This is a genomic window from Guptibacillus spartinae (assembly GCF_028610625.1).
GTDB lineage: Bacteria > Bacillota > Bacilli > Bacillales > Guptibacillaceae > Guptibacillus > Guptibacillus spartinae.
Window position 1 is genome coordinate 91,131 of record NZ_JAQQWU010000014.1, and the last position, 6,341, is coordinate 97,471.

Sequence of the window (6,341 nt, forward strand, 5' to 3'; positions counted from 1 at the left end):
AAGTTCATATGGTTGCTATTGGAGTCATGGAATTCTTTAAATCCACACCTAATGTTTAGTCAGTATTCTAGTACAGACCTATAGATAATTTAATTGTATGGCTCCAAGTCATCAAGTGATTGCGATTTAAGAAACTCCTCAATATCTCGGTAACTTAAATTTTCCTCAGTTAATATGTTACTAATATGCTCTTTATGAAACAGATTAGGTTCCTTATCTTTTGCTAGAACCGATCGAATTCCCCTAAGTACACTTGTAGCTCTTAATGCTACACCCCTAATCTCATCAGCACTGATATGATATAAATCTCTTGATTGAGGTAAAGCATCTTTTCGAATCATCCTCTTATGACTAATCATTGCAGCATCTACTGTTGCTCCTTCATGTACAGGAGCATGTTCAAGTATCCATTTCTTATGCCCATCTGTTTGCCTACATGCATCGCTGTATACAGGATCTTCCTCGTTTTCCTCAGTTTTTGCTTCAAAACCAAAAAATTTATCTCTTAGTACCCAAACTCCATCTGGAGCAGTCCCTCCTTTTAGTTCAACTGACTCATATCCCAGGATCGTTCCTAACTCCTCCAACCCTTTTTCGAATTTTTTAGATTCGTTACTGTTAATCAGGTCTAACAATGTCTTCATGTTTTTTTCAAATCTCATTCCTTCCAGACCCAGATTATTTAATACAGATTCAATATTATCTGTTTGAGTAGAAAGGTATGGATCAATTGGAGATACGTCTTTTTCTACAGGAACTGAGTGTATTAAGTCAGCCAACCACGATATACCATTGGACATTCTTAATGCAGAAGAATAATAACTCTTGTCAAGATTTGGATCTATCGGAATTGTTTGTTTAGATAAGAACGCTGTATTGCCTGCTAAGTAATACCACCATGCACGGTATCCATCAAGTTCCTTTCCACCACTTAAATTTTCTAATATTAATTTTGCTTTTTCCAGAGCTCTATCCAATTCTCTTTTCCAAAGGGCGTATATAAAATCAATTTCATTTTTAACATTCAGAGTTAATTTTTGAACTTCCACCTTAGTATTTTTTTCATATTCTTCACGAATGTCTGTTACGGCCTCATTAATACTGGAAAAATAGTCTTTATCAGTTATGAAGTCATTCATGAAATCAATCATTTCTTCAGCCGATACAATTTTTTCAGAATTGCTAAGTCCAAATGCGATTTCCGCCTGAATTTCCGGATGAAATCCTATCAAATTCTCTTGTTTAGAGCAAAATTTTAATAGGTTAGGGTCAAGCATAATTACATTGGCGTAGTCGTCATTTGATCGTGTACATCTTCCAAGAGCTTGTGTTATCCTGGTTTTTACTAGCTCACTTAGTACAGCATTCGCGTTCAACCTATTCCATAAGAAGCCTTCTTGTAAGTTCGTTGCTTCTGGCATCCCAAAGACGATTTGTAAGCGACATATATCACCGGATAAATCTATTCCATCATATCTATTTGTTAGAACAAGAACTACCTTTTCTCTTGATGTAAATGGTTCTAAACTGTCTTCTATGTCAGATGAACTTAATATATGATATTCTGATAATTTTTCTTCTATCTTTGAAATAAAAAATTGGGCAGTGCGATTGTCTGGGCAAAGAACTAATGCTCTTCCTTGGTTACTAATAGCACCAAATGCTACTTTCAACGATTCAACTGGATTGAAAACCCTATTTGGGAAGAGAATCAATCTTCTGCCGTTGCTATATTTTTCCCATCCCTTTGGAATAGATATATTATTAATTTTCCTAACACCAGAAATTCTTTCAAGTTCTCCTCCATCGCCTAATGTTGCCGACATATATATTCTCTGATCTGAATCACTAAACGCAGAATGAGTTTTCGTGGGCGGGACTAATGGTCTTATGTTAATTTCTCCCCAAGAGAAGAACAGTTGACATGCTTCCAAATTTTCATTTATTTTAGACCACGGATGTTTAGCGTTGCGACATTCATTAATGTTCGCCTCAATTAATTCAATCAGTATTGGTAGTTTTTCAAGATATTTTGGATAAGGAATAAGATCATATATGGGTTTATAATATTCATTGTCACCATTCATTATTCTTGTATAATTGTAATCAGAAATATCATCCTTAAATAATTCAATAATGCCTTCAAAAACTTCTTTATTTTCTTTTCTTTTTATCTCTACTGTCCAAAGAGAAGAAATGTAGTTTTCTGCAGAATGAGCATCATCCAATAGAAGGGTATTAGCATCATCCATCCTATAAGGGTTTGTGTTAAAGATAGCACTATATGTAGTAATTCCGATGGCTTTGTTGGTTACATAATCTCCGTACTCTTCCTCTGGATATTGATTTTGTGGACCAATAAGGAGACTTGCTGGTAATCCATATTCTTCTGCTTTTGAATAAACTTGCTTGGCTAATTGTTTTGTCGGACATAAATAAAGTACACGATCTTTATGACACCTTCTCCTGTACTCTGCAATTAATAATCCTATAAGGGTTTTACCTGTCCCAGTAGGTAGTTCAATAGCCACATCTGAATTCGTTTTATACCTTTCATAATATTCCCTTAAGATATCAGCTTGTTGAGACCATAAACCCTTAATAGTTGGTATCTGTAATTCTCTAAAAATAGATTCGGGATCTTTTTCAATAGTTTTCATAACCTTTGGTTTTATGAATTCGAATTTTTTTTTCACATTACATTACTCCTTTTTTCAATTTTTACCAAGTAATTAATATTTTAAAGTCTTAATTAGAGGAATGTTGTCGAAATATGACATCGATTACTATTTCTTTTTATTAATTCAAAAGAAATTGATTTAATTGTATTAAGACAATAATATAATATCTTGGATTCTCATAAAAAGAAGTCTTTTGATGTCAATCCACAATAAAAGTAGTTTGTTTAGCTTATTTGATGAGGACACTCGAGATTGTTGGGTATTGATTTTAATAAAATATTAACATCACTCCACAAATGAAATTCACAATTGGATCTAGATCTATGGTCTGTAAATACATAACTATAAAAAGGCATTTTTGAGTACTTAACAAAAGGAATTTGATATGTGTATAACACTTCTTTTCTGGCTTCAATTTTCGCAACTTCAAGCCAATTGTGAAAATGGCTAACGAGCATATAAGCATAAACCTTATTAAATACCCACTTCGAGGTTGAAAGGTTGTCTAAATTGATAGAAAAGCTGTTTTTATAGTTATAAGAATGTGGGATTCGCTTTTTATCATATTTAATGTCTATCCAATCATTAAATATTGATTCGAGATTTAATTGATCTTTTGGAGAAAAAAAGTCTAACATATCAGCATTAATTGTTTTTCTGTTTCCTCGCATTTCAAATAATGGGTAGTTACCTTCAATCTGTCCTGTCCAGTGAGCAAACGCATAGGCATAAGGACAATACCCATTGTTTTCATATCTATTCAATCTAAAATTAGCAATACATTGCTTATGTTTTTTAAAATATTTATGTCGTAAATGACGAGAAATTGATTTGTAAGTAGACCTTAATGAAAGAGTTAAGGAAACATTCCCTAGTGTATCTTTCGACACTCCTAAAGGTCTGTGAATGTTTATAGTAGAATTTTTTTTAGGATTATGTTGGAAGATTATATGATTTTCACTATACTGTTTTTTTACCACGTCTATAAGGAGTTCAATAGGATTAGCTAATGGGGTTAAATCTCTATATACTGGATAACTCATATGTCTCAACCTTGTTATTTCTTCACTACTAAGTGTTAGAAACTTATTTATTGAAGATTTGTTGCTTAGAGATATTGGCTGTGACCACCTCTTTGGAAATTCATATAGAATTGCCTTGCTGATATACTGGTGGCCACAAATACAAGTATATGCAGAAACCTTCGAGGAGTTATTAAGAAAGTTGTACTCGCTTACCCTACTACAACTTGGACATATGAAAGACAATACAGAATCATGATAAGGACAAAGATTTATTAATTTAAATTGATGAAAAATGCTATGGAAACCTTGGGATAAGCATTGGTGGCAATATCTAAAATTACTGAAGAAAAGATTTTCTATCGATGGCTTGTACAAAACTGCTAATAAATAACATAATTCTGCATTCACTAGCTTTTTATAGTTAGTACCTAAATGGGTTTGTATTAGAGTTGGATCAAAAGATTCCAAAAAATATAAATCTCCTTCGCTTTTACTCCATGAAGCTGTCTGTTTATTTCTAACTGACCTTACCCCCAAGGTATACATCACCTGATTACGTGACATTGAATTTACATACATGAATTTGTTGAAAATACTCCATGCAGATTCATAAGGTTGTACCCACCTAGAATCCCAGGTGTACTTCTTTTGAAGGTTTATATCCTTTTCTGAATAAACTTTCATCCGCAAAATAGCCCTCCTTCCCTATTGAGGTACAATATCACTGAATACTTCTGCTTGTATAAAACCTGAGTATTTAATTGCTTGTTCAACTTGATTCCTGGATAATTTATCAATATTTTCCCCATCAACTCCGTAATCCAGTAAAATACGTTCTATTGAACTGGTTAGATACTGCATTGGTATTTCAAATTTATTTTTTCTGCTCACCTCATTGCTAAAGTCTCTAAAACATTCAGTTATTAACTCAGTGTAATTACTCAACCTAAATCCATTATCATATTCTTCAGGGAAAAAATATCTCGTAAATGAAAAGCCTGAACCAATTGGATATTCGGAGTACTCGTCATATCCTAGTAAGCAAGTTTGAATATCAGATGAATTTATAGCTCCGGTAAATCTATAGTCATTTATCATAAAACGTCCTACTATCTGAGCTTTTTTAGTTTTAATAAAGGCATTCCTTTGAGATATTAGTTCAGCTTGTCCTACTAAAATAGTGGTTAAATTAATATCTGCTCTCTCTAAATAATTGTAAATATCCATTAACCAACCATACTCCATTTCATGAAGTTCTTGAGCTTCATCAATTATTATTACGATTCGACTCTCAGTGGATTTATTCCCAGCGTCATTTAACATTTTATAAAGTCTATATCTTTTACTATCTGCTTTACCTGTAAATGGATCTTGATGATTTAAATCAACAAGAAGTGATTGGAAAAATCTTGCTTCAGAAGGTATTTTAGCATGTTGGCAATTATAAACAAATACAGGGAATGCTTCATTAAACTCCTCAGTAAGTGCATGTAATAAATATTTAATTGCCCTAGTTTTACCAAGTCGTGGTCGTCCATAAACAATGGCTCCTGGTGCTCTGTTTTTTAACCACCTTGTTACTTCCTCATACAGAAGTTCAATTTGATTAGTAGAAAGTAGGTATTTCCCACTAATTATGGGATGATTTTTACCAGTTAACAAAGGTCTATTAACAATGCCCATTTAATAACCTCCGATTAGTATGAAATTGTTTTATTAAACGGTTTAGATTTAATATTTTGATCTTTCTTGCTTATATTATCGTTATTTGTCAATTCAATATGCTCGCGTTCCCCATCCATACGTTCTCTAGATATATACTCTGCTGTTTTATCTTCAATTTCTCTTCTTAATTCTATAAGTTTATTACCTGATGCTTTTTTACCTTTAGATACTTCCTCTTCAAGATATTTATAATATATTAATATGGGATCATCTGCATTTGTAAAGTGAATCAATTTCCTCGACCTTAAACTGTTGATAGTCTTCCTAGTTCTAAGCGAATGTTTAGTATAGAACCACTTACCAGTAGCTTGTAAAAGGCCTAATTCACTACCATCGGGTAAAAAAGCTTTTACTGCTCTCAAATCTTCTGTATTGACTAACAAATCAAGTTTTGTACCTATTAAGTCAGGAGATTTCACAAGAACATCACTTCTGTATACCACACCTTCATAATTGATATGTGGACTTACACCTGATTTGAATTTTCCCCTTACTATTCTGGAAGCTTGGATAGTTAAAATAGCGAAATCTTCTCTCATGTTTTCATCCATGGTTCTTATCAATTCTCCTTTCTGAATTCGTTGTTCTAAGGTTTCTAAAGGTGATAGGTAGTTAAGCCCCCCGTGTGGTGCAGCATTATATTCTGCGATTAGTACGTCTAACAATTCTTCTAAATGTTGCTCAGTTATTTGATATTTGATTGCGTTTTTTTCAGGGTTTTGTCTTTTTGGATCCTTAGAATTACTACCGGTAGTATTAGGTAGTCTTTGAAAACCATTTTCTTGTATTTTGCAATAGAAAAGTGCAGGAAAATGCAAAGAAAAGTGCAGAGGTTTGTCACCCGGAATACTTCTCTTTATTTTCTTTTAGATAATGCGTTTGTTAAGCGGTAACTCTCTCCTTGATAAGA

4 protein-coding genes are annotated in these 6,341 nt (G+C 33.0%); all 4 read right to left on the reverse strand.

Going from position 1 to position 6,341, the window contains the following annotated elements:
- Window positions 1-89: 89 nt before the first annotated feature.
- Window positions 90-2,696, reverse strand: coding sequence for a DEAD/DEAH box helicase (locus tag PQ511_RS19585; protein ID WP_273853657.1), 2,607 nt, complete (start codon window positions 2,694-2,696; stop codon window positions 90-92).
- Between the two features lie 209 nt (window positions 2,697-2,905).
- Entirely contained in the window at window positions 2,906-4,396 is a 1,491-nt protein-coding gene (locus tag PQ511_RS19590) for a hypothetical protein (protein WP_273853659.1), read from the reverse strand.
- A gap of 15 nt (window positions 4,397-4,411) precedes the next feature.
- The gene (locus PQ511_RS19595) at window positions 4,412-5,389 is read right to left on the reverse strand and encodes an ATP-binding protein (RefSeq protein WP_273853660.1); all 978 of its coding nucleotides are present in this window, start codon (window positions 5,387-5,389) and stop codon (window positions 4,412-4,414) included.
- A 14-nt stretch (window positions 5,390-5,403) separates the two neighbouring features.
- Window positions 5,404-6,249, reverse strand: coding sequence for a hypothetical protein (locus PQ511_RS19600; protein WP_273853662.1), 846 nt, complete (start codon window positions 6,247-6,249; stop codon window positions 5,404-5,406).
- Window positions 6,250-6,341: the final 92 nt, after the last annotated feature.

Bases quoted from the DNA above. Each gene is read 5' to 3' on its own strand.
- PQ511_RS19595 (WP_273853660.1), bottom strand. From the start codon at position 5,389: ATGGGCATTGTTAATAGACCTTTGTTAACTGGTAAAAATCATCCCATA.